The following is a 22,267-nucleotide window of genomic DNA, read 5'->3' as shown; positions in this document are numbered from 1 at the left end:
TCGCAAGGGTCTAGACGCCTGAAATCATCGTCGCTTCGGGATAACCCCGGGAGATCACCGCGCGCCGCGAGCGCTCGGCGGCTCCCGCGTCCGGCCACGGGCCGACCAGCACGCGGAACTGACCCGGCCCGGCTTCATCGACCGTCGCCCCGCCGCCGAGGTGGAGGGCCGCGCGGCGGGCCTGACGCGCATCCGGCCAGGTCCCGGCCTGAACCCAGACGACCGGGGTCGGCGCCGCCGGAGACTCTGGAGCAAGGAGTGCCGGCGCCGGTGCGGCCGGGGCGGACGCGAGGTCGGGAACCGGGCGGGGCGGAACCGCCGCAGAAGCGGGCGGTCGCGGGCCGGCCCCGGCATATTGCAGGACCGCGCCGCCGCCCAGACGCGGGGCGTGACCGAGATAGCGGACCCGCACCTCGCCGACGCCGGCGCGGCGCAGGTCCAGGGCGTCGGCCGCGCCGCGCGACAGATCGATGATCCGCCCGTCGACGAAGGGCCCGCGGTCGTTCACCCGCGCCACGATCCGGCGGCCATTGGCCAGGTTGGTGACCTCCACCAGACCGGGCAAGGGCAGCGTCTTGTGCGCGGCGGTCAGGGCCTGCATGTCGAACCGTTCGCCGGTCGCCGTCGGCCGGCCGTTGAACTGGTCGCCGTACCAGGAGGCCAGGCCGGTCTCGTCATATCCCGGCTGCTCGGCCGGCCGATACCACCGCCCCCGGATCTGATAGGGCCGCATCGTCCCCGGGACGATCGGCGCGGGATCGGTCACGACCGGCAGCCGGCCGCCGTCCGGCCGGGCGCCGCCGCCGGCGCAGGCGGCCAGAAGCGACAGCAGCGCGACCGCCAGGGCGCCCCTGGCCAGTGTTGTGGAGAGTCCTGCGATCATCGCCCCATCCCTGAAGGCTGAAAGCATGCCGGCAGACATTTCCGCTTTGGTTAACGGGGCGTTTGGCGCTATGCGGCCATTCCGCTCAACAGGCACGGACAGGTGGCCGAGTGGTTTAAGGCAGCGGTCTTGAAAACCGCCGTAGGTGAAAGCCTACCGTGGGTTCGAATCCCACCCTGTCCGCCAAATACCGCCGCTTCTACGCCATGGCGCGATACCCTGCGCCATAGCTACGCAAACCCCGCCGAACACCGCACGCCACGACAGGGCGGATTTGAGAATCAGCTTCCAACTTCACTCTTGAACCGAACGACCACCTTACCGAACGGCCCGCGTTCGAGATGAACGAACGCCGCTCGTGCATCCTTGAAGGCGTAGACCTTGTCGATCACCGGCTTGAGGACATGCTCGTCAATGGCGCGGTTCATGTCCTCGAACGCCCGTCTATGCCCGACCGAAATGCCCTGGATGACGGCCCTTTTGAGCATCATGGGAACCGCTGACAGCACGATCTCCGATCCCTTCATGAAGCCGATCTGGGCGATACGCCCGCCGCTCGCCAGGGCGGCCGCCGACCGGCTGATATTGTCGTCGCCGATCAGTTCGAGCACATGATCGACACCACGCCCGTCGGTCAGGTCCAGCGCTGCAGCGGACCAGTCCGGGTTGGCACGCGTATCGATCACGCCGAAAGCGCCGAGCGCCCTTGCGTGCTCCAGCTTCTCCGTGCTCCGCGAGGTGACGATCACGCGGGCTCCGAAAGCCTGTGCAAACTGGAGCCCGAACAGGGCGACGCCGCCGGTGCCCTGCACCAGAACGGTTTGGCCCGCTTTCAGATGACCTGTCTCGATCAGGGCGGACCATGCCGTCAACGCCGCAACCGGCAAGGTGGAGGCCTCCTCGTCCGTCAGCGACGCGGGCGCCTTGACGGCGATGTTCTCGTGTAGTGTCACATATTCAGCCAGCATGCCCGGCAGCGGTCCGCCGAGCGACAGGCCATGCCGGGCCATCTCCTGTGGTGGCTCACCGTCGATCCATTGCGTCCAGAAGTTTCCGAGCACCCGATCGCCGACCTTGAATCGCGATACGCCAGCGCCGGTTGCCACGACCTCTCCCGCCATGTCCGATACCGGAACGAACGGCATGGTTGGCCTGTCGGGCAGCAGCTTACCTTCGACCACCAGCTTGTCACGATAGTTAAGGGAGACTGCCGCAACCCGGATCAGCAACTCGTTGTTGCCCGGCGTTGGCACCGGCGCTTCGGCCAATTCCAGGTTCTTCAGTCCGAATGACGGCAACTGCCATCGTTTCATTGTCTCGCTCATGGCCGATCCTCTCATGCGTCACGCGAGACCTTATTGACAATCACATAGATCGTGTTGCGATGTATTTTTCTAACACCTCCTCCATTTGGTCTCCAATTGATGAGCCTGAACATTCATTCCCACCTTCAAGGCATGTCCGCCTTCGTCCATGCGGTGGAAACAGGCAGTTTCACGGCCGCCGCCGCACGCATGGGCGTGTCGAAATCCGCGACAGGCAAGAGCGTCGCTCGCCTTGAGGAGCGCCTCGGCATCCGGCTGCTGGACCGCACGACGCGCAGCCTCAACCTGACGGCCGACGGGCGGGCCTATTATCAGAGTTGCCTCAAGGTCCTCGAAGAACTGAACGCGGCGGAGACGCTGCTGGCCTCGCGAACGCGCGTCGTATCGGGAACCTTGCGGATCAACCTGCCGATCTCGTTCGGCCGGTTGTGCGTCATGCCCGTGCTAACGAAGGTCGCGGAGGGGAATCCCGATCTCAATCTCGATATCTCATTCACCGACCGCCAGGTCGATCTCGTCGAGGAAGGAATCGACCTTGTGGTCCGGCTTGGCGATCCCGGAAATCATGCGAGCCTGATCGGGCGGCGCACTGGTATGCAACGGTCGATCATCTGCGCCGCCCCGGCCTATCTGGACCGTTGCGGGCGTCCGGCCTCCGTAGAAGAACTCGTCAATCACGACTGCCTCGCCTTCGCCAAAGATGGCCGCCCGCTGCCATGGGCGGTTTGCGGCCCGGACGGAACGGTCAGGCGGTTCGTCATCCAGCCACGCCACGCCATCAGCCATGGCGAAGCCCTGCGGGACGCCACCGTGAACGGGCTTGGCATCGCCTGTCTCTCGACCTGGCTTGCGGCGGACGACCTCCGCAGCGGGCGGCTTGAGGTGGTGCCGATTCCCACCCCCGCGGAAGATGGCCCCATTTCCGCGCTTTGGCCGCGCTCGCGGGATCTGGCCCCCAAGGTGCGCGTAGTCGTGGATGCGCTCGTCGAGGCGTTGATGCCTACCCACCTGACCGGCTCGAAAAAAGGCGGCGTTAGAGGGCTATAGCGTGGACATAGTGCTCATCATCATCGAGCGTGGCCCGCCACGCACCCCGGGAAAAGGTCTCTGATCTGACCCCGGCCCCGCAAGGTCCCGGAACGCCGGGGCTATTCGCGGCCAAACTCCCGGACCGCCCGCTGTTCCGGCCCCCTCAGAGCAGGCATTCGGCCTCTGCAGGCGGGCCAGTCTCTGCGCGAACCGCATCTGGTGGAGTTTCCCTGCTAACGGCCAGAACAGGGAAATCAGCTGTTTTTCGGGAGCCCGATTTCGGGACCAGGAAGCTGCCGCTTCTCGGAAAGCCAGTCACCGCGGGCCGCACCGCTGAACTTCGCTCCTGCCCGGGCTGAAATTAGCAGGGAACGATATTCCGCCGGAACAGGGATCATTTTCAAAAGGAACAGGGATCGGCTTTTCCCGGAACAGGGACCGGCCCTGATCGAAACAGGGATCATTTTCCGTCGAAGCACAGCGCGCGCCGCTGCTCGGCCCAGGCCGGCGGGATGCGCATCTTGAGCAACTGGTCGAGCGTAAGCGCCGGCGGCTGGCGACGGTACTCACCTGCTCCCGCACCGCCTCCTCCAACGCCTCCGCCGAGACCCGCCGCAGCACCCCGTCCCGGTCCTCAACCTCGCGACCTGCTGCAGCGGGGCCGAGACATAGTAGCGATAGACCCTGCCGCCCCGGCCGTAGCCGAACGACGGGCTCATCGGGTGGCCGTCCGCATCGAACACCAACCCCACATCCTCACGAAATCCGCCTGAACATGCGCACCACGGAGGTCACCGACAACGGACCGGAGACGCCGGATGACAAGGCGAAATGGGACAAGCTCATTGCCCGCCGGGAGGCGGCTCTTTCAGAAATTACCGAAAGCACAAAGCTCAAGAAGCGCAAGGCCTGGGCCGACATGCAGGAGATTCTCGACGGCGAGATCGCCTCTGAACAACGGATCGCTGACTTGATCGAGGACATTATTCCCGATGAGAAGACCCGCCGTGAGCCGGACTTCGATCTACGGGAATGGCGAACCAGAAAGCAGGCGATCAGAAAGGTGAAAGAGAGCTTCAAGAATGCCGCAGAACGATGAGCCGGCCCCGTCGGCAGAGTCTCCTTCGCGCCAGTAGCGGACATCCCCGCCTCGCCAGAGATACGGCGTTCACGGTCCAGGCTGGCCGTAGTGATGTCCGCACCCGTGACGGATCATTGTCGACCCCAAGCTGATTGGGAGACGGTCCGGGCGGCTAGCATACCGCTATTTGGCGCCTCAGATCGCGGCTCCGCAGGCCGCCCTCAAGCCTGGACGACGCCGGAGCCCGTGTGAGGTTCGAGGGCCGCCGCTTGGGTCTCCCGGACAGCCTTGATGAAGGCTCGCACGGCGGGTTTCGGCTCCCAGCGCTTGCGAATGGCGCAACACATCAGCGAGGGCGGCAGACCCGCCGCCTTGTCGAGGATCGCGAAGCGGGCCTGGAAGGACGGCAGGGTGGCGTAGGGCGCCGCCACGACGCCGATGGCGTTGGACCGGGCGACGATGCGGCGGGCGAGCGGGAAATAGTCGATGATATGCACGCGGCGCCGCCATTCTATCCCTTCATCCTCGTAGATCTTGCGGATCACCGCGCCGTACGGCCGCCCGTCCGAGGGACTCACGAAGTCGAACTCCGCCAGATCGCTGGAGGTGATGGTCTCGCGTTCCAGAATCGGGTGGCCGCGCCGCACGAAGTGGATGGACTGGACGCCCGAGATCGGTTCGCGCCGGATGTCCGACCACTCGCTGAAGGCGGCGTCGAAGCCGAGGGCGACGTCGATACCGCCGTTGCGCAGCATCTCCACAGTGCGCTCGAAGGTGGAGCCGAGGATGTCGAACTTGATGCTTGGGTGGCGTTGCAGCAGCAATGAGAGCGGCTCGATCAGCCGCCATTCGATCGAGGCGGGACCCACGCCGATCCGCAGCGTGCCCGCGTAGACATCCTCCTGGTCCCGGGGCTTGCGAAGCAGATCGCCCGCGTCCTCGAGAAGCCGGGCGGCCCGATCGATGAAATCGCGGCCCTCGGCGGTCAGGAACGATCCCCGGGACGTCCGGTAGAAGATCGAATAGCCGATCTGGCGCTCCAGGTCGGCGACGCTCTTGGTGATGGCCGACTGGGTGACGCCGACGGCCTCGGCCGCGGCCGTGAACGATCCGGCCCGGGCGACGGCGACGACATAGATCAGGCGGGAGTCCATCGCGACATTCCTCGGGCGCATGTTTGTGCCGGATAATGACTTTGCGAACCTGGGCGTCAACCGGCATCACAGAGGTCATGATGGGTTGGAGGACGTCGCGACCGCCCGCGGCGCCACCGGCCCTGCCCTGTTCGAGACCCCGTCGCATGCCCGTTCCGATCTCCACGCCCGCCGTATTTTCAAACACCGTCCTCCGGGCCTCGCGATGACCGGGGTGCTGCAGGACAAGGTCGTCGCCATCACCGGGGCGGGCCGCGGCATCGGCCGGGCGATCGCTCTTCTGTGCGCAGCGGAAGGCGCCCGGGTGCTGGTCAACGACCTCGGGGGCGGCCCGGACGGCCAGGGCGAGGACGCCGGTCCGGCCGCGTCCGTGGTCGAGGAAATTCGCGCCGCCGGCGGCGAGGCCATCGCCAATTCGGCCAGCATCACCGACCCGGAAGGCGCGGTCTCGATCATCGAGGACGCGGTGTCGGGTTTCGGTCGCATCGACGCGGTCATCAACAATGCCGGCTTCCTGCGCGACAGCATCTTCCACAAGATGACCCAGGCCGACTGGGACGCCGTGATCGGCGTTCACCTCAGCGGCTATTTTTCCGTCTCGCGCGCGGCCGCGCCCCATTTCAAGGCGCAGGGGTCGGGGGCCTTTGTCCATTTCACCTCGACCACCGGCCTGATCGGCAATATCGGCCAGGCCAACTACGGCGCGGCCAAGGCCGGGGTCGTGGGCCTGTCGACGGCCATCGGGCTCGACATGAAACGCTACGGCGTCCGCTCGAACTGCATCGCGCCCACGGCCTGGACCCGATTGGTCGACACCGTGCCGGCCGACACCGAGGACATGCGCGAGAGGTTGGACCAGGTCCGCCGGATGACGCCGGAAAAGGTCGCGCCGCTCGCCGCCTTCCTCTGTTCCGACCAGGCCGCCGACGTCAGCGGCCAGGTGTTCGGCGTACGCGGCGACGAGGTCTTCCTCTATGCCCGGCCCACCATCCTGCGCACCATGCAGATGTCGGGCGGCTGGACCGTCCAGGCCTGCGCCGATGTGCTGATGCCCGCGCTCAGGCCCAGCTTCCATCCCCTCGAGACCACGGCCGAGGTCATGTCCCGGGACCCGCAATGACGCGGGCCCGCAGCGTGCATGGCCGCGGCGTCGTCGACCTGATCGAGGGCGCGCGCTGATGGTCGGGATCGTCGCCGCCGGAGCCTATGTGCCGCTCCTGCGCCTGCAACGCGCCGCCATGGCCCGGGCGACCGCCTGGTTCAATCCGGGTCTGGCCGGCCACGCCCGGGGCGAACGCGCCCTGGCGAACTGGGATGAGGACACCCTCACCATGGCCGTCGAGGCCGCACGCGATTGCCTGTGGGAGCGGGATCGCGCCGGCATCGGCAAGGTCATTCTGGCCTCCACCAGCCTGCCGTTCGCGGATCGGCTCAACGTCGGCGTGGTCAAGGAGGCCTTGAACCTGCCGGACGCCCTGGCCGCCCTGGATGTCACCGGTTCGCAACGCGCGGGAACGTCCGCCTTGCTCGCCGCCCTTGAAAGCGGCCGGCCGACCCTGTGCGTCGCCTCCGAACGCAGGCTGGCCAAGCCGGCCTCGGAGGCCGAGTTCGTCAACGGCGACGCCGCCGCCGCCTTCCTGGTCGGCGATCAGGCGCCGATCGCGGAGTTCCTCGGCTCTCACAGCACCACCCTGGATTTCGTGGATCATTTCCGGCCGACGGACCGCCCCTACGACTATGAATGGGAGGGCCGCTGGGTCCGCGACGAAGGCTATCGCAAACTGATCCCTCCGGCGGTCGCCGAGGCCCTGAAGAGTCTCGATCTGGAGGCGGCCGTCGTGGATCATTTCATCGCCGCCCTGCCGGTTGCCGGCCTCGACAGCGCCCTGGCCGGCGATATCGGCATCCGCCCTGAGGCGGTCTGCGCCTCGCTGCGCGACACCCTCGGCTTCGCCGGCGCCGCCCATCCGCTGATTCTGCTCGCGCAGGTGCTCGAGACCGCCAGGCCGGGCGCCCTGATCGTTCTGCTCGCCTTTGGCCAGGGATGCGACGTCCTCGCCTTCCGCGTCACGGACGCTGCGGCGCGGCGGAGCAAGGCCCTGGGAGTCGCCGGTTGGCTGGCGCGTCGCCGTGCGGAGACCAACTATCTCAAACACCTGTCCTTCTCCGGCGCGGTGACGCTGGACGGGGGCATGAGGGCCGAGATCGACCTGCGCCAGTCGCCGTCGATGCTCTACCGGGAGCGCAAGACCATCCTCTCCTTCGTCGGCGGCCGCTGCCGCGAGACAGGGACCGTACAGTATCCGAAGACCGCCGTTTCGGTGGCCCGCAATGCGCGGCTGGTGAACACCCAGGACGACTATCCGATGGCTGAACTCAGGGCGGAGATCGTGTCCTTCACCGCCGACCGCCTGGCCTACTCGCCCGATCCCCCGAGCTGCTACGGCATCGTCGCCTTCGAGGGCGGCGGCCGGGTGATGGCCGACTTCTCGGATGTCGATCCCGACGCCCTGGCGGTCGGACAGTCGATGCGAATGATGTTCCGGATCAAGCGTCAGGACGGCGCCGGCTTCAAACACTATTTCTGGAAGGCCGTGCCGGACTATCGGCCCGCGCCGGGAGATCACTGACATGGCGACCGGAATCAAGGACCGGGTGGCGATCCTGGGCATGGGCTGTTCGAAATTCGGCGAGCGCTGGGACATGGACGCCCCCTCCCTGATGGTCGAGGCCTTCGAGGAGGCGATCGCGGACGCGGGCATCGATCCGTCGCAACTGGAGGCGGGGTGGTTTGGCCACGCCGGCAATGCGGTCGGTCCCGGCGCCATCCCCCTCGCCATCGCGCTGCGCCTTCACAATGTGCCGGTCACCCGCGTCGAGAACGCCTGCGCGACCGGCACCGAGGCGTTGCGCGGGGCCGCCTACGCCGTGGCCAGCGGGGCGTGCGACATCGCCTTCGCCCTGGGCGTCGAAAAGCTCAAGGACGCCGGCTACGGCGGCCTCGCCGGCGGGTCGCGCGGTCCCTATTATGACGCGGTCAACGCCAATGTGACGGCGCCCGGCGGCTTCGCCCAGCTCGCCTCGGGCTATGCCGCGCGACACGGCGTCGACATGCCCGACCTGAAGCGGGCCATGGCGCACATCTCGGTCAAGAGCCACGCCAATGGCGTGATCAACGAGAAGGCCCACCTGCGTCGCAGGATCACCGAGGCCCAGGCCATCGACGCGCCGATGATCGCCTATCCGCTGGGCCTGTTCGACTGCTGCGGCGTGTCGGACGGCGCGGCGTGCGCCATCGTGACCACGCCGGAAATCGCCCGCGCGCTCGGCAAGAAGGATATCGTCACGATCAAGGCCCTCCAGCTGGCCGCGACCGGCGGCTGGGAGGCGCAGGGCGAAGGCTGGGACTATTCCTATGTCCCGACCACCCGCGCCGCCGCCGCCCGCGCCTACAAGGAGGCCGGCATTTCGGATCCCCGGACCGAACTCAGCCTGACCGAGGTCCACGACTGCTTCTCGATCACCGAGCTGGTCACGATGGAGGATCTGGGGCTGAGCATGGAAGGCGAGGCGGTCCGCGACGTGCTGGACGGCAAATTCGACGCTGACGGCCAGATCCCCTGCCAGATCGACGGCGGCCTCAAATGCTTCGGCCACCCGATCGGGGCCACGGGCATCCGCATGGTCTATGAGAACTACCTTCAGCTTCTCGGTCGCGCCGGCGACCGTCAGCGGCAGACTCCGGTCGTCAACGCCCTGTCGCACAATCTCGGCGGCGCGCCCTTCCACACCATCTGCTCGATCGCGATCGTCGGCCTTCAGACCTAGGCGTCGCAGAAACCGGCGCGCAGGCAAAAAGGAGGGCGCCCCGCGGGGCGCCCTCGGTCAGTTTCGGTCAGGACCGGAAGACCGGATCAGAAGCGCGCGCTCAGCCTGACCCCGTAGGTGCGGGGTTCGCCGGCGTAGCGGCGGATGACGTCGGAGAGACGCGCGACATTGGTCCAGTAGTATTCGTCGGTCAGATTGCGCACGAAGACCGACGCCTCCCAGCCATCCGACGATCGGACGCCGGCCCGGGCGTCGACCAGGGTGTAGCCGTCGATGTCGAGGCGCGGGTCTCCGCCGAAGCCGGCGTTGGTTCCGCTGCGGGAGGTGGCGTTGATCCCGAGGACGAGGTCCAGACCATCGTTGATGGGCCGCTCATACTGGGCGTCCGCCACGAGCTGGTATTTCGGCGTATAGGGGAATTCGTCGCCCTTGAAGTTGGCGGCGAGCCCCAGGATGGTGAAGTTGTTGAAGTCGTCGGTGACCTCGGAGTCGAGATAGGTCCCGGCCAGCGAAAGCCGCAGGCCGTCCATGACAAAGGCGTTGAGCTGGAACTCAGCGCCGGCGACGCGGGATTTGGGCACGTTCACCAACGAAGGCAGCACACCCAGGATCGCGGGCTGGGCGTTGCTCCGGCCAAGCAACTGCTTGTCTTCATAGTCGTAATAGAAGACCGCGCCCGTGGCCTCCAGCACCCCTCGCACCACCGGCGCCTTGAAGCCCGCCTCGTAGGCGACCACCGATTCCTGGGTCACCGGAATGAGGGCGTTGGCGGCGATGGCGGGAAGGGTCGGCGAACTGCCGGATTTGTATCCGCGGCTGATGTTGAAATAGACGAGAGTCTGGGGCGCGGGCTTCCAGTCGAGCCCGGCGCGCCAGGACACATTGTCCTCGCTCAGGGTATCGTCCACGCCGACCGGGTTCAGGCCGGAGTCCAGGGAAACACAGCCACCGACGGTCAGGGGCGCGATCGGCGGCGCTCCAATCCGACCCCGCAGGACGTTGATCAGGATAGTGAACGAGTTGGCGGTCTGCGCGTCCCCGGCCCGGGCGCAGGACTGATAATCAAGGTCCGTCGTTGTGAAGCGCATGCCGGCGTGAGCGACGACCGTGTCCGACAGCTCATAGTCGACGTTGCCGAAGATCGCCCGGGAATCGAACTCCTGGCTGCCCTGCAGATCCGTGGCCCCGGTCAATCCGGTCGATCCCGAAAAGTTGCTGGTCGTGTACGGGTAACGGAACCGGTCGTACTCGTCCGACTTGTCGAGCGCGTAGTTGGCGCCGACCACGAACTGGGCGTGGCCCAGATCGCCGGACAGCCTCAGCTCTTGCGAGAAGGACGACAGGGAACCCGTGACCTGGGTCAGGGAGGCGCGCAAGTTCGTGCCGTCCTGGTCCACCAGTTGGTCGATGGTCATGTCCGAATAGGCGGTCAGGGAGGTCAGCGTCAGCTGGTCGTTCAGGTCGAAATCGGCCCTCAACGACGCCTGATAGAAATCGTTGTCCTTGCGCAGGCGCTGATCCGCATCCCAGTCCGCCGCGCGATTGTCACGCGGGGTCGCCGGATAGTTGACCATGAGCGGAATGCGATTAACGAAAGTCGGGGACGACGGGATCAATTCGATCCTCTGCGCCGCCTGGGTGTCGGATTCGTCCTTGAAGCCATTGAGGTTCAGCGACGCCCGGAAGCGGTCCGTCGGCTCCCACTCGAGGATGAGGCGCCCCTGGTAGAAGCGCTTCGCCCCAAGGGTGTCGTCGCGGGTGAAGCTCTGCTGCCAGTCACCGCCGGACAACACCCGTCCTGACAGCCGGGCCTGCAGGGTCGAACTCAGCGGGCCGCTGACATAGGCCGTGGTGTCGACAGTCTCGAACCGGCTGAGGCTGGTCGTGACGCCTGCGGCGAAGACGTCGGTCGGACGGGCGGCGACATAGTTGATCGCCCCGCCCGTCGCATTCTGCCCGAACAGGGTCCCCTGCGGTCCTTTGAGGACCTCGACGCGGGCCGGATCGAGACCGGCGCCCGAGGCCATGATCGAGAACGGGAGCGGCGCCTCGTCCACATAGACGGCGACCGACGGACGGGCGCCCAGCGAGGTTTCGAAGAAGCCGACGCCGCGCAGGGAGTAGACCGGCACTCCGTTGCCGCTTTCGACATAGCTGAGGCCCGGCGTCACCTTCACCAGCGACTGGACGTCGGTCACGCCGCGGCTCGACAGCTGTTCGCCGCTCAGGGCCGTGATCGACATCGGCACGTCGTTGAGCGCCTGTTCGCGCTTCTGGGCCGTGACGATGATCTCATCCATCACGGTCGTTTCCTGCTGCTCCGGCGCCTGCTGGGCAGCGACCGGAGTCGCCAGGACCAGCAGGGATCCCGCCCCCATCAGCGCCGCGCGCAATCCGACCTTCGACATGTGCCTCATCCCTTGTTCCCCTCTTGGCCGCCCGTGTGTTCCGGACTGTTTTCCAGGCTTCGCCTGGAGGCGGATCGCTTTGCCGCGGTCCATCCTCAATGGGACTGTGATGCCTCCGCCTGCAAGGCGTCAAAGTCGTTATCGGGCACTCCTATTCCTTGAGCGAATGACGCCATCGGGTCGGTCCAAAGCGGACCCGCCGCGCGCCAGCATGCTTTCAGGGAATGTGTCGGACGCAGAATGAACTGGACGAACTTTGTCGGACCCGGAAAGGGTCGCGGGGCCGCGCGGCGAATGCAAGGCGACCAGTCCGGAGACCACATGACCCACCCTCCCCTGCCGTCGGACGCCACCCAGGCCAGCCTGGCCAGGCCGTTCCTTATGCTGATCGATGGGAAGTGGTCGCCCGCCGCCAGCGGCGAAACCCTGGATGTCGTCAACCCGGCGGACGGAGCCGTCTTCGCCGTCATTCCGGCGGGAGACGCGGCCGACATTGATCGCGCGGCGTCTGCGGCCCGCGCGGCTTTCGAGGATCGGCGGTGGACGGCCATGACCCCCGGCGCCCGCGCCCGTATCCTGTGGAAGGTCGCCGAGCTGATCGAGGCGCGGGCGGCCGAATTCGCGGAACTCGAGACCCTCGACAACGGCAAGCCCGTGACCGCCGCCCGGGCCATGGACGTTCCCGCCGCCGCGGCCGCGTTTCGCTACTGGGCCGGGTGGTGCACCAAGCTGTCCGGCGAGACCCACGCGGTCGACCTGCCCGGAGAGTATCTCGCCTGGACGGCCCCGGAACCCGTCGGCGTCGTGGGCCTCATCACCCCCTGGAACTTCCCGCTCGTCATGGCCTCGGCCAAGCTGGCTCCGGCCCTCGCCGCCGGCTGCACGATCATCCTGAAGCCGGCCGAGCAGACGTCGCTGACCGCGCTGCGGCTTGCCGAGGTGATGATGGACGCGGGCGTCCCGCCAGGAGTGGTCAATGTCGTGACCGGTCCGGGCCGAACGGCGGGCGCGGCCCTCGCCCATCATCCGGACGTCGACAAGATATCCTTCACCGGCTCGACCGCCGTCGGCAAGGAACTGGTCGCGGCCGCCCGCGGCAACCTGAAACGACTCACGCTGGAGCTCGGGGGTAAATCGCCGACGATCATCTTCCCGGACGCCGACCTGACGCGCGCCATTCCCGCCGCCGCCAACGGCATCTTCCGCAACGCCGGCCAGATGTGCGCGGCCGGATCGCGCCTGTTCGTCGCGCGGAACCGGTTCGACGAAGTGGTCGAGGGGATCGTCTCCGAGGCCGGCCGGTTCCGCATCGGCGCCGGTCTCGATCCGGCGACCACGCTGGGGCCGCTGGTCTCCCGGGTCCAGCGCGACCGGGTGCTGGGCTACATCGACTCCGCCCGTCAGGAGGGAGCGACCCTCGCGACAGGCGGGCGGACCCACGGCGACGCCGGCTATTTCGTCGAACCCACCCTGGTGATCGACGCCGGTCCCCGCATGCGGGTCTCGCGCGAGGAAATCTTCGGACCGGTTCTGGTCGCTACGCCGGTGGACGATCTGGATGACCTTGAGGCCCTCGCCAACGACACCGAGTTCGGACTTTCGGCCGCGATCTGGACCCGCGACGTTTCCGCCGCCCATCGCCTCGCCCGGCGCCTGAAGGCCGGAACGGTGACGATCAATACCGGAATGGTGACTGGACCCAATCTGCCGTTCGGAGGTTTCAAACAGTCGGGATGGGGCCGGGAGGGCGGCGCCGAGGGCATTGCGGCCTATACGGAATCCAGGACGGTCATCACGGCGCTATAGGCCCCGGATCATGGCGGCCGCCCGCTCGCCGATCATGATCGCCGGCGCGTTCGTATGGCCGCCGATAAGGGTCGGCATGATCGAGGCGTCGGCGATCCTGAGGCCCTCGACGCCGCGAACGCGCAATTCCGGGTCGACCACTGCGTCCGGATCGGTCTCCGCGCCCATCCGGCAGGTGCCGACGGGATGCTGGGCGGTCACGACCGTGGCGCGGATGGCCGCATCCAGCTCGGCGTCCGAGCGTGCGCCCGGGCCGGGAAAGGCCTCGTCGCCGACATGGTCCGCGATCGGGCCCTGGCTGAGTACGTCCCGTGTCCATCGGGCGCAGTACCGGAGCTGCGCCAGATCCGACGGGTCCGAGAGCAGGTTGAACCGGATCACGGGCTTGTCGTCGGGATCGCCGGACCGCAGCTCCACCGCACCACGGCTTCCGGGTCTCAGGGCGACGTTGAGAACGGTCAGCCGGTCCTCGGCGCGCTTGCGCAGCCCGGGGAACCAGACCCGGGCGTCGAAGCTCGTCGGCATGAACATCGTCTCCAGGTCGGGCTTTTCCAGCCCCTCGCGCGACTTGTGGAAGGCGATCGAGGTCAGGGGCTGGGTGCCCATCATCCCGCGACCGGTCAGGGCCCAGAGCGCGGCCGAGGCGGCGACCTTGTCGGCGCGCAATCCGCTCCCGAAGGGGAACGGTTTCCTGGCCCTGAAGCTCATCGGCGCGAGGGGATGCTCCTGCAGGTTCTGGCCGACGCCGCCCAGGTCGGCGGCGACGGCGATGCCGTGCTGTCGCAGCCGGTCCGCCGGCCCGATCCCGGACAACATCAGGATCTGCGGCGAGGCGTAGGCGCCCGCGCAGAGCACCACTTCCGCCGCCGCGCGCACCGTATGCAGCACGCCTCCCGACACGTAATCCACGCCGACGGCGCGGCCGCCCTCGATGACAAGGCGCCGGACCTGGGCCGAGGTGATGATCGTGAGGTTGGGCCGGTGTCGCGCGGGGGCGAGGAAGGCCTGCGACGCGCTGGCCCGGACGCCGCGGCGCGTCGTCAGGTCAGGCAGGCCGAAACCGTCGGGCTGGGCGCCCTCGAAGTCGTCGGTGACCGGATGACCGGCGAGCCGCGCCGTCGCCTCCAGGGCCCGGGTCAGGGCATCCGTTCTCGACATCGGCGAGACGGACAACGGGCCGCCGTCCCCGTGCCAGTCTGAGGCGCCGCGCCAGTTCCGTTCGCTCTTGCGGAACCAGGGCAGCACCTCGTCGAACGACCAGCCGCGGGCCCCCATCTGCGCCCACTGGTCGTAGTCCCGCGGATGGCCGCGCGAATACATCATCCCGTTGACCGAGGAGCTTCCTCCCAGAACCCGCCCGCGCGCCGCCGGCACCCGGCGATCGTTGGCGAAAGGCTCAGGCTCGGACTCCAGCCCCCAGTCAAACAGCATCTTCGAGCGCAGCAGTCTGAAGGCGAGCGGCATCTTCAGCAGCAGGCTACGGTCCGTCCCTCCGGCCTCGAGGAGAAGGACCTTCGCCTCCGGTTGCTCGCTCAGGCGGGCGGCGACGACGCTGCCCGCCGAGCCGCCGCCGATGACGATGTAGTCGAAGCCTGATGCCACCCGATGTTTCCTGTTCGTGAAGTCGCCAACGCGTGGTGACGCGCGGCCGCGAGACGGCTCAGGCGAGCGCGAGCGCCGCATCCTGTTCGGCGGCGATCCGCCTGTCGAGTTGGCGACGCACCTGAACGGCGCCGGCGTCGATCGCAAGCAGCACGGGACGTGAGCCTTCGAACGACGCGTTTCCGAGACGAGCCTGCTGGGCTTCCAGCATGGGCTTGTCTTCATGGATGAAGGCGTTGGCCAGCATCCCTCTCAGGCGCTCGGAGTATTCGACGTCCTCAAGCCGGTCGCCGCGCGTGCCGCAGACGAAATAGTGGGTGGTCGATGCGGTCTCGGGCGTCATGCTGTGCAGGGCCCGAACCTCGTCCTCGTCGCGCCTTTGCGTTCCGGTCGGCACCAGCGAAGTGGAGATCACCATCACGGCGGGAGCCTGCCAGACCGCTTCCGTCCAGGCGTCGGCGCGCTGTGGCGGCGGCACGCGGGCGTGGAACCGCGCCGGAGCCAGGCAGTCCCGGTTGATCCACTGGGTGACGACGGTCTCGCCCTTCAACGACGTCGTGACCTCCGCTCCCGTCATGACCCCGCCGAGCGAGGTGGGATGAAGATAGTCGGCGTGGCTGAGGTCCATGAGGTTGTCGGTGACAAGCCGGTAGTTCGCCGAGGTGGGAATGTGGAAGCGGATCCGTGCGGTTTCCGGCGTCCGGTCGATGAAGCCGAGGTCCGGGATAAGCGCGGCGTCCGCCTTGAGCGCCTCTCCCATCCAGATCCAGACCACCGTGTGCCGCTCGACCACGGGAAAGGCTCTGACGCGCATCGCGGCGGTGATCTTTCCGTGGGGATTGTGTTTGCAGGCGCCATCCGCGCCGAAGGCCAGGCCGTGATAGCCGCAGACCACCGCGCCATCGCGCACCGATCCCATCGAGAGCGGTGCGAACCGGTGCGGGCATCGATCCTCAAGCGCCGCGATCGCGTCTCCGGCCCGGTACAGAACAACAGGGATATCGAGGAGGGTGCGCGCCAGGGGCGTGTCGCCGACTTCCTCGCTGAAGGCGGCCTGGTACCATCGATCGAGGAGATAGCGTTCGGACATCGGTCGCTCCAGTCGGCAGGGGCGCTGCGACCCCCGGGGTCTCGCCCGGCGGCGGCCGGTCGCTGCGGCAAAGTTCTGCGCGGCGAGGCCGGCATGCGTCCAATGACTTTCCGGGCGAAACCATTACCCATGCTCATAAGGAGGTCGCGGTCGGGCGGCGCATTCTCTGAAGGAATGACGGCCGCCTGTAATGCATTGGCCATCCGGATCGCTGTTGACTATCCCGTTGGAAAAGCGTGACCGGCCGTAAGGCGTGGCGATACCGGGGAGTGAAGGTGCAGTCTCAATCCAGCGCGCAGACGGCGAGAGTTGAAGGGTCCCACCAGGCCGACCGGCCGGGCGACGGGCCATCGACGGCTGCTGCCGTTCCTGGGGCGGACAAGCGCATCCCGCTCGGAGATATTCTCGCCTTCCATGCCGCCCGCGCGCCTGATCGCCCAGCCCTGACCCATGACGGCGTGACCCTGACCCATGCTGATCTGGACCTCCGGGCCAATCGAAGGGCCCGATGGCTCGCCGGGTTCGGCGTCGCCCAGGGCGACTTCGTGGTCCTGGCCCTCCCCAACGGCCTCGAATTCTTCGAGACGACCTTCGCGCTGTGGAAGCTCGGGGCTGTCCCCTGTCCCGTGTCGCCTCGCCTTCCGGACGCGGAGCTGTCGGCGATCGTCGATCTGGTCGCGCCCCGGGTGGTCATCGGACCCGAGGCCTCGCGCCTCCCCGCCTGGCCCACGGCTCCGGCGGGCTCCGGACCTGGCCCCGAAGTGTCCGACGAGCCTCTGCCGCCCGCACGGTCTCCGTTCTGGAAGGCTTTGACGAGCGGAGGATCGACCGGGCGCCCGAAGGTTATCGTCACCCATGTCGACGGCGCCGCCGATCCCGACACGTCGGGCTATCTTCTCCAGCGCGTGGGCGAGACGATCCTCAATCCGGGACCGCTCTACCACAACGCCGCTTTCAGCGCGGCCCACCAATGCCTGTTTGCGGGCGGCCACGTCGTCAACATGGAACGGTTCGACGCCGAGACGGCTCTGCGGCTGATCGACCGACACAAGGTCGGCCATGTCGTCCTTGTCCCGACCATGATGAACCGCATCTGGCGCCTGCCGACCGGGACCCGCGAAGCCTATGACGTATCGAGCCTGAGGGTCGTGCTGCACCTCGCGGCCGCCTGCCCGATCTGGCTCAAGGAGCAGTGGATCGCCTGGCTCGGCTGCGAGAAGGTGTTCGAGGTCTACGCCGGAACCGAGGGCGTGGGGGCCACCCTGATCACAGGACAGGAATGGCTGGAGCACAAGGGCTCCGTAGGCCGGCCGGCGCCGGGCGTCGGGCTGCGCATCCTGGACCCCGAGGGTCGCGACTGCGCGCCGGGCGACATCGGCGAGATCTATTTCCGCTCGGCGGCGAACCAGGCCAGGGGGTACCACTACATCGGGGCCGAAGCGCAGACGACGCATGACGGTTGGGCGTCGCTTGGCGACCTCGGCCGACTCGACGCGGACGGCTATCTCCACCTCTCGGATCGGCGCACGGACATGATCGTCTCCGGCGGGGTGAACGTCTATCCGGCGGAGGTGGAGGCCGCGCTCGATCGCCATCCCCTGATCCGGTCCAGCATCGTCATCGGCCTGCCCGACGAGGATCTTGGCGCGCGCGTTCATGCGATCATCCAGGTGGCGCCTGACGCCCGGACCGGGATCGACCCGGCGACCGTCGCCGCGTTCCTCGCCGAGCACCTGGTTCGCTACAAGATACCCCGCAGTTTCGAGTTCGTGGGCGAGGACCTGCGCGACGACGCCGGCAAGGCCCGCCGCCTCCAGCTGCGCGAACAACGCCTCGGTTCATGCGCATCCGGTTGACCCGGAACAGAGGCCGGGCCGGGCCCCCGACCCGACGGACGCCACCTCTCGACGCGTCGCTCGTTCACTCCAACATTGGCGGACCTTATCCCTATGCGTGACAAGCCTGTCGCAGTGATGGCCCCGGATCCGGCCCCGCCCTTCGAGGTCTCCCTCGAGCGAATCGGCGCCGTCGGCCTGGTGCGGTTCTCCCGGCCGCCGCACAACCACTTCAGCACCGAGCTGATCGCCGCTCTCGCCGACCGGTTCGAAGAGGCGGACGCCTCTCCCGAAATCCGCGCCACGGTGCTTGCCTCCGACGGCTCGAACTTCTGCGCCGGCGCGGACCTGGTTACAGGCAAGGAGGAGCCGCCGCGTCTCTATGCGCAGGCCGCCCGTCTGTTCGCGATCCGCAAACCCGTGGTCGCCGCGGTGCAGGGATCGGCGATCGGCGGCGGCCTGGGCCTGGCGGTCGCCGCCGACTTTCGGATCGTGTCCCCCTCCAGCCGGCTTTCGGCCAATTTCGTCAAGCTGGGGATCCATCCCGGCTTCGCGATGACCTACACCCTGCCCCGCCTGGTCGGGCATCAGGCCGCCGCCCTGTTGCTGTACACGGGCCGTCGGCTCGGCGGCGCCGAAGCCGTCGCCATGGGTCTGGCGGATCAGATGGTTCCGGAAGACGCGCTTCGGCAGGCCGCGATCGACCTCGCCGCCGAGATCGCCGAAAACGCGCCGCTCGCCGTCGAGGCCACGCGGGCGACGCTTCGCGCGGGCCTGGTCGCCGACATTCTTCGACAGACGGACCGTGAAGCCGGCGAACAGATCCGCCTGAGCGCCACCGAGGACTTCGCCGAGGGCGTTCGCGCGGTGGCGGCGCGTCGCCCGGGACGGTGGACCCGCCGCTAGACGCCGCGGCGGTCTCGCGTCAGGCCGCGGCCCTGGCCTGATCGCGTCGCAGGCTCCATGCCGTGGCGATCTGGCAAGCGACCGCGAGCACGATGAAGGGCGTGAGCCACTGTAGGGCGTAGCGCAGCGAGTCCGCCCCGAAGCGAGGTTCCAGCGCGTCGCTGACGACGCCGACGAACAGCGGCCCGCAGCCCAGCCCGATGAGGTTGATCAGGAAAAGCACGAGGGCGCTCGCCGTCGCGCGATACTGCTGCGGCGTGCGGTTCTGCAAAAGCGCGATCGCCGGAACGAGATAGATGTGGGTCAGCACCAGGGGTACGAACAGACAGGCCAGCGCCACCTGCCAGCTATCGGCGAGCGTGAAGCCGAACAGGAAAGGCGTCGAGATCACCAGGCCCAGCGCCGGCATGAGAGCGTAGTTCATGGGATTGCGCGCGCCCAGGCGATCCGCGACGACGGCTCCGAGCCAGGCCGCGATCACCATGGCGACGCCGATGGCCAGACCGTAGTGGGAGGCGATCTGGGACAGGGGCATGCCCTGCACCCGGCCGAGGTAAGCCGGGGCCCAGTTCAGGATGCCGTAGCTGACGAACGCCGTCAGGCCGCACGCGACGGCGTTGAGAATGATCGTCCGTGAGCGGAAGAAGAAACGAAAGGCGTCCCAGGTCGACGCCTTGCCCTCCGGTCGGGCGGCGGCCGACACGAGACTGATGCCGCCGTCGGACTGGCCACGGCGCGGTTCGCGGACGAGAAGCACGATGAGCGGGGCGAAGAGCAGGCCCACGACGCCAACGCTGAGGAAGGCGGCCCGCCAGCCGTAGTGGGCGGCGATCCAGGCGCCGGCCATGGTTCCCACCAGGCTGCCGATGGGGACGCCCAGCATATAGATGGCGAGGGCGCGACCCCGCTTCTCGGGTGGAAAATAGTCCGCCAGCACAGAGTAGGACGGCGGCGAACATCCCGCCTCGCCCACCCCGACGCCCATCCGGGCCAGGGCCAGGGTCAGGAAGTTCGACGCCATGCCGGAGGCGGCGGTGAAGAGGCTCCAGACCCCGCAGGCGATGGCGATGATCCGCACGCGATTCCAGCGGTCGGCCAGGGCCGCCAGCGGGATGCCGAAGACCGTGTAGAACAGCGCGAAGGTCAGGCCCGTGAGCATGCCCAGCTGGGTGTCGCTGAGACCGAGCTCGAGCTTGACCGGTTCCGCCAGCACCGACAGCAACTGACGATCAATGAAGTTGAGCATGTAGGTGAGGGAAAGCACGACAACCACGACATAGCGGTAGCCGTCTGTGCCGGACGTCGGGCTTGCGAGAGGATTGTCTGGGCTCGCCACGGGATGGCTCCTTTGTTGTCGGACCTTGACGCGTCCTGGACGCGCCGTCGTGCATGGATCGGAATTCAGCGGGCGGCGGTGACGGATGTGGGGATGTCGACCTGTCCGACCGCGTCGCCCCTGGGCCCGTCCTGAAAACGGCAAGGCGACCGCGCGCGGCCGCCCGCGGCCGACCATCGCCCTCGCGGGGCTGCGGCCGGGTCAGCGAGCATCGGCGGCGTCGTGAATTCGCCCGGTCCGGTGCGAAGGAGGAATTCCCGCCACCCGGCAGACAAGGCGTCGGCCCGGCTCGTTTCGGGTCTTCGGTGGTGCGGAGAGAAGCGATGCACGGCCATCCGGGCGGCGGGATATGGCGCCCCCTTCGCGACCGGCTCCGCCCCCGCGGGGCGCATCACGCGTCCGAAGAGCGGCCCCTCCGGGCCGAACCCGTCAGTCGGCTTGTTGGCTTTCACTGCGGACGCAGCATCCATGTCGACTCCCTGCGGCCTCTGACGGGCCATGTCGCTGAGCCTATTCGCCGGGGAGGCCGGGACGCAAAGTCCAACAATAGCCGCTTCATGCCTTGCAGGAATGGAGAGCCTCGCGCCGCCCGGGTTAGCAGGGCTGGTTCATGCGCCAGGGAATCGTGGATGGCGGCCGACGTTTCGAACCGCTGCAACGAGTCAGGCTCGGTCACGCGGTGATGTCGGAGTTGCGCCATGAGTGGACATTGGCATCTCGTCGGCAAGCGGACGTTCGCGCCCCAGGCCGAGGAGCCACACGCTGATTGCCTCGTGTCGGGTTGATAGTTAAACGGATCGGCGGAGCCTGGACATTTGACTCACGCCCTACGCCACATCTGCATCGGTCCGTGCGTCGCCCTTTTGGCGGCCATGAACCTGCATGGCCTGTCGCAGTCGCAGCACGACTTCGCCCATGCAGCCGACTGGCCCGCTGTCGCTTTGCCGGATCCGAACCGGCCGGCGGCGTGAAGGCGCGGCTTCCCGTGGCGATGTACGACAGGATGGCCTCGGCCCGGGCCCGGGTCAGCAGGGCCGAGGCCAGCTCGGCCCGCGCCGTGTCGGCGTCGGCGGCGGCGAAGGTCGGGTCCAGTTCGATCAGCGGCTGGCCCGCGCGCACATGCTCGCCCTCGCGCACGGCGATGGCGCGGATCACGCCGGATTCGGCCGCCTCGACCGACCGCAGCCGGCCGGTCGACCCCGACCCGCGCCTCCTGAAACTGCTGCCACAGGCCGGCGAGGCGCAGAACGGGTTCGGCAACCCGTCCCGCCAGCATGTTGAACGCAACCAGCTCGCCGACGGTGATGTGGCCGCCGATCGCCAACTTGGCCCCGACATAGAGAATGAGCGCGGTCGAAAGCTTGCTGGTCAGCTGGATGGCTTGACCGCCCCAGATGTTGAGTTTCGCTGCCTTGAACCCCGCCTTGACATAGGCCGCCAGCAGCCGTTCCCACCGCACCTGCATCTGCGGTTCGACGGCGGCGGCTTTCAGTGTCTGCACGCCGGTAATGCTTTCGACGAGGAAGGCCTGGCTCTCGGCGTTGCGCTGAAAAGCGCTCCTCGATGCGCTTGCGCAGCGGTGGCGTGATCAGGAAGCAGATGATGGCGTAGAGCACGATCGACGCGATGACGATCGCGAGCAGGTAGGGCGAAGAGAACCACATCACGACGAGGAAGATGACCGTGAACAACAGATCGACGATGAGGGTGACCGACGACGAGGTCAGGAATTCGCGGATGGTTTCCAGCTCGCGGACGCGGGCAATGGTGTCGCCGACGCGACGCGACTCGAAATAGGCGAGCGGGAGGTTCAGCAGGTGACGGTAGAGTTTGCTCCCGAGCTCGACGTCGACCCGGCTGGTCGTGTGGGTGAAGACGTAGGAACGGAGCCCCCCGAGGAAGCTCTCGAACACGACGACCGAGATCAGGCCGATCGCCAGAACATCGAGTGTCGTCAGGCCCTGATGCACCAGCACCTTGTCGA

General features: G+C 67.6%; 16 protein-coding genes, 1 tRNA gene and 3 pseudogenes. 10 read left to right on the top strand and 10 right to left on the bottom strand.

Annotated features, from left to right (window positions below):
- Positions 1-10 precede the first annotated feature (10 nt).
- The gene (locus WC555_RS02305) at positions 11-883 is read right to left on the bottom strand and encodes a septal ring lytic transglycosylase RlpA family protein (protein WP_373250806.1); all 873 of its coding nucleotides are present in this window, start codon (positions 881-883) and stop codon (positions 11-13) included.
- A 96-nt stretch (positions 884-979) separates the two neighbouring features.
- Here WC555_RS02305 and WC555_RS02300 point away from each other — a divergent pair.
- Positions 980-1,069: transfer RNA gene (locus WC555_RS02300), tRNA-Ser, on the top strand.
- A gap of 95 nt (positions 1,070-1,164) precedes the next feature.
- Here WC555_RS02300 and WC555_RS02295 read toward each other — a convergent pair.
- Positions 1,165-2,208, bottom strand: coding sequence for an NAD(P)-dependent alcohol dehydrogenase (locus tag WC555_RS02295; RefSeq protein WP_373250804.1), 1,044 nt, complete (start codon positions 2,206-2,208; stop codon positions 1,165-1,167).
- Between the two features lie 99 nt (positions 2,209-2,307).
- On the opposite strand from WC555_RS02295, the gene WC555_RS02290 reads away from it, so the two are divergent.
- Together WC555_RS02290 and WC555_RS02285 are read left to right on the top strand one after the other, a co-directional pair.
- On the top strand, positions 2,308-3,255 hold the full coding sequence (locus WC555_RS02290) for a LysR family transcriptional regulator (RefSeq protein ID WP_373250803.1): 948 nt from the start codon (positions 2,308-2,310) through the stop codon (positions 3,253-3,255).
- A gap of 757 nt (positions 3,256-4,012) precedes the next feature.
- Complete coding sequence (locus tag WC555_RS02285) at positions 4,013-4,336, top strand: hypothetical protein (protein WP_373250802.1); 324 nt, start codon at positions 4,013-4,015, stop codon at positions 4,334-4,336.
- Positions 4,337-4,539: 203 nt separating this feature from the next.
- On the opposite strand, the gene WC555_RS02280 is transcribed toward WC555_RS02285, so the two are convergent.
- On the bottom strand, positions 4,540-5,472 hold the full coding sequence (locus tag WC555_RS02280) for a LysR family transcriptional regulator (protein ID WP_373250800.1): 933 nt from the start codon (positions 5,470-5,472) through the stop codon (positions 4,540-4,542).
- An 85-nt stretch (positions 5,473-5,557) separates the two neighbouring features.
- Here WC555_RS02280 and WC555_RS02275 point away from each other — a divergent pair, with 85 nt between their 5' ends.
- The 3 genes from WC555_RS02275 to WC555_RS02265 are packed head-to-tail and all read left to right on the top strand — an operon-like array spanning position 5,558 to position 9,300.
- Positions 5,558-6,592, top strand: coding sequence for an SDR family NAD(P)-dependent oxidoreductase (locus tag WC555_RS02275; protein ID WP_373250798.1), 1,035 nt, complete (start codon positions 5,558-5,560; stop codon positions 6,590-6,592).
- A gap of 58 nt (positions 6,593-6,650) precedes the next feature.
- On the top strand, positions 6,651-8,102 hold the full coding sequence (locus WC555_RS02270; protein WP_373250797.1) for an OB-fold domain-containing protein: 1,452 nt from the start codon (positions 6,651-6,653) through the stop codon (positions 8,100-8,102).
- Between the two features lies 1 nt (position 8,103).
- A complete protein-coding gene (locus WC555_RS02265; RefSeq protein ID WP_373250796.1) occupies positions 8,104-9,300 on the top strand; it encodes an acetyl-CoA acetyltransferase in 1,197 nt (398 codons plus the stop codon).
- Between the two features lie 86 nt (positions 9,301-9,386).
- Here the strand turns inward: WC555_RS02265 and WC555_RS02260 are convergent, their stop codons facing one another.
- On the bottom strand, positions 9,387-11,708 hold the full coding sequence (locus WC555_RS02260) for a TonB-dependent receptor (protein ID WP_373250795.1): 2,322 nt from the start codon (positions 11,706-11,708) through the stop codon (positions 9,387-9,389).
- A 321-nt stretch (positions 11,709-12,029) separates the two neighbouring features.
- Between WC555_RS02260 and WC555_RS02255 the strand changes: the two genes are divergently transcribed.
- On the top strand, positions 12,030-13,514 hold the full coding sequence (locus WC555_RS02255; RefSeq protein ID WP_373250792.1) for an aldehyde dehydrogenase: 1,485 nt from the start codon (positions 12,030-12,032) through the stop codon (positions 13,512-13,514).
- Here WC555_RS02255 and WC555_RS02250 read toward each other — a convergent pair.
- Both WC555_RS02250 and WC555_RS02245 read right to left on the bottom strand, forming a co-directional pair.
- Positions 13,509-15,116 carry a GMC family oxidoreductase gene (locus WC555_RS02250; RefSeq protein WP_373250789.1) on the bottom strand — a complete coding sequence of 536 codons (1,608 nt, stop codon included), beginning with the start codon at positions 15,114-15,116 and terminating at the stop codon, positions 13,509-13,511. The genes WC555_RS02255 and WC555_RS02250 overlap by 6 nt on opposite strands.
- A gap of 58 nt (positions 15,117-15,174) precedes the next feature.
- Positions 15,175-16,206, bottom strand: coding sequence for a Rieske 2Fe-2S domain-containing protein (locus WC555_RS02245; RefSeq protein ID WP_373250787.1), 1,032 nt, complete (start codon positions 16,204-16,206; stop codon positions 15,175-15,177).
- A 386-nt stretch (positions 16,207-16,592) separates the two neighbouring features.
- On the opposite strand from WC555_RS02245, the gene WC555_RS02240 reads away from it, so the two are divergent.
- The gene (locus tag WC555_RS02240) at positions 16,593-18,062 is read left to right on the top strand and encodes an AMP-binding protein (RefSeq protein WP_373251027.1); all 1,470 of its coding nucleotides are present in this window, start codon (positions 16,593-16,595) and stop codon (positions 18,060-18,062) included.
- 93 nt (positions 18,063-18,155) lie between these two features.
- Entirely contained in the window at positions 18,156-18,947 is a 792-nt protein-coding gene (locus WC555_RS02235) for an enoyl-CoA hydratase/isomerase family protein (RefSeq protein ID WP_373250784.1), read from the top strand.
- A gap of 19 nt (positions 18,948-18,966) precedes the next feature.
- Here the strand turns inward: WC555_RS02235 and WC555_RS02230 are convergent, their stop codons facing one another.
- On the bottom strand, positions 18,967-20,283 hold the full coding sequence (locus WC555_RS02230; protein ID WP_373250781.1) for a spinster family MFS transporter: 1,317 nt from the start codon (positions 20,281-20,283) through the stop codon (positions 18,967-18,969).
- A gap of 815 nt (positions 20,284-21,098) precedes the next feature.
- Here WC555_RS02230 and WC555_RS02225 point away from each other — a divergent pair.
- Complete coding sequence (locus WC555_RS02225; RefSeq protein WP_373251040.1) at positions 21,099-21,254, top strand: hypothetical protein; 156 nt, start codon at positions 21,099-21,101, stop codon at positions 21,252-21,254.
- Positions 21,255-21,405: 151 nt separating this feature from the next.
- On the opposite strand, the pseudogene WC555_RS02220 reads toward WC555_RS02225, so the two are convergent.
- The 3 pseudogenes from WC555_RS02220 to WC555_RS02210 form a co-directional block, all read right to left on the bottom strand.
- Positions 21,406-21,621, bottom strand: a pseudogene (locus WC555_RS02220) (hypothetical protein); the annotation flags it as partial.
- A pseudogene (locus WC555_RS02215) lies at positions 21,608-21,793 on the bottom strand (ABC transporter transmembrane domain-containing protein); the annotation flags it as partial. The pseudogenes WC555_RS02220 and WC555_RS02215, both read right to left, overlap by 14 nt.
- A 121-nt stretch (positions 21,794-21,914) precedes the next feature.
- Positions 21,915-22,196: pseudogene (locus WC555_RS02210) on the bottom strand (ABC transporter transmembrane domain-containing protein); the annotation flags it as partial.
- Between the last annotated feature and the right edge of the window lie 71 nt (positions 22,197-22,267).

It is taken from the genome of Brevundimonas sp. (genome assembly GCF_041648615.1).
Taxonomy (GTDB): Bacteria; Pseudomonadota; Alphaproteobacteria; order Caulobacterales; family Caulobacteraceae; genus Brevundimonas.
Note: the sequence above shows the minus strand (reverse complement) of the source record. Positions and strands in the feature narration are given on the sequence as shown.

What these genes read in the sequence shown, in the direction of transcription:
- WC555_RS02265 (WP_373250796.1), top strand. Translation starts at nt 8,104, where the DNA reads ATGGCGACCGGAATCAAGGACCGGGTGGCGATCCTGGGCATGGGCTGT.
- WC555_RS02270 (WP_373250797.1), top strand. Translation starts at nt 6,651, where the DNA reads ATGGTCGGGATCGTCGCCGCCGGAGCCTATGTGCCGCTCCTGCGCCTG.
- WC555_RS02245 (WP_373250787.1), bottom strand. Translation starts at nt 16,206, where the DNA reads ATGTCCGAACGCTATCTCCTCGATCGATGGTACCAGGCCGCCTTCAGC.
- WC555_RS02255 (WP_373250792.1), top strand. Translation starts at nt 12,030, where the DNA reads ATGACCCACCCTCCCCTGCCGTCGGACGCCACCCAGGCCAGCCTGGCC.
- WC555_RS02285 (WP_373250802.1), top strand. Translation starts at nt 4,013, where the DNA reads ATGCGCACCACGGAGGTCACCGACAACGGACCGGAGACGCCGGATGAC.
- WC555_RS02235 (WP_373250784.1), top strand. Translation starts at nt 18,156, where the DNA reads ATGCGTGACAAGCCTGTCGCAGTGATGGCCCCGGATCCGGCCCCGCCC.
- WC555_RS02295 (WP_373250804.1), bottom strand. Translation starts at nt 2,208, where the DNA reads ATGAGCGAGACAATGAAACGATGGCAGTTGCCGTCATTCGGACTGAAG.
- WC555_RS02290 (WP_373250803.1), top strand. Translation starts at nt 2,308, where the DNA reads ATGAGCCTGAACATTCATTCCCACCTTCAAGGCATGTCCGCCTTCGTC.
- WC555_RS02260 (WP_373250795.1), bottom strand. Translation starts at nt 11,708, where the DNA reads ATGTCGAAGGTCGGATTGCGCGCGGCGCTGATGGGGGCGGGATCCCTG.
- WC555_RS02280 (WP_373250800.1), bottom strand. Translation starts at nt 5,472, where the DNA reads ATGGACTCCCGCCTGATCTATGTCGTCGCCGTCGCCCGGGCCGGATCG.
- WC555_RS02305 (WP_373250806.1), bottom strand. Translation starts at nt 883, where the DNA reads ATGATCGCAGGACTCTCCACAACACTGGCCAGGGGCGCCCTGGCGGTC.